The sequence below is a fragment of the Oleiphilus sp. HI0132 genome, from assembly GCF_001635845.1.
Window position 1 is genome coordinate 1 of record NZ_LWGJ01000333.1, and the last position, 752, is coordinate 752.

2 protein-coding genes are annotated in these 752 nt (G+C 45.9%); both read left to right on the forward strand.

Annotated features, from left to right (window positions below):
* Positions 1 to 232 (forward strand): hypothetical protein (locus A3766_RS30335; RefSeq protein ID WP_197479303.1); only part of this gene is annotated, 232 nt, incomplete at its 5' end.
* A 45-nt stretch (positions 233 to 277) separates the two neighbouring features.
* On the forward strand, positions 278 to 752 hold a 475-nt coding region (locus A3766_RS03980; RefSeq protein ID WP_068641724.1), incomplete at its 3' end, for an HAD family hydrolase.

Here is a 752-nt window from a genome sequence, read left to right on the forward strand (position 1 = left end):
AGCAATTCCTGCATTTCTTCACCCAATCTCACAGGGTGGCATCCCGATTAGTGAAGAGACACTATTCCGAGACTACGCTCTCATGTTTGCCCTGACCTTCGGGCTCGCTGCCATGGTTTATATCAAGCACGCAACCAAGAAGAACAGCCTTGGACCGGTAGCCGGCACGCTATTACTTGCTATCTATGGTGGCTACCTTTATGTATTGTACGAACAAACTGTACTTGCCTAGTTACAACACCTTCAACTTCACAACTAAGACTTTAGGGCCACCAACATGACTTTTAACGCACTTCCAAAAAACATTGCAGATAAAGCAGCCAGTATTAAACTCGTCGCACTCGATGTTGACGGCGTCATGACTAGCGGCAGTGTTTATTTCTCTGCACAAGGAGACGAACTAAAAGCCTTTAATATTCTTGATGGCCAAGGAATTAAAGCACTAATGAAGCATGATATCGAAGTCGCTATTATCACAGGTCGAACCTCAGCACTAACGGCGAGGCGCGCAAAAGACCTTGGCATTAAAAACATCCTTCAAGGAAGAGAAGACAAAAAAATTGCCCTAGGTGAAATTAGCGAAGAACTCGGTATTTCCTTTGACCAAATATGTTACGTGGGCGATGACTTACCTGACTTATCTGCAATCACCAGCGTGCAGCTAGGCATCACAGTTCCCAATGCGCATAGCCTTATTAAAAAGCATGCAGCACATTGCACTCAAACCCCTGGCGGCCAAGGTGCTGTCCGTG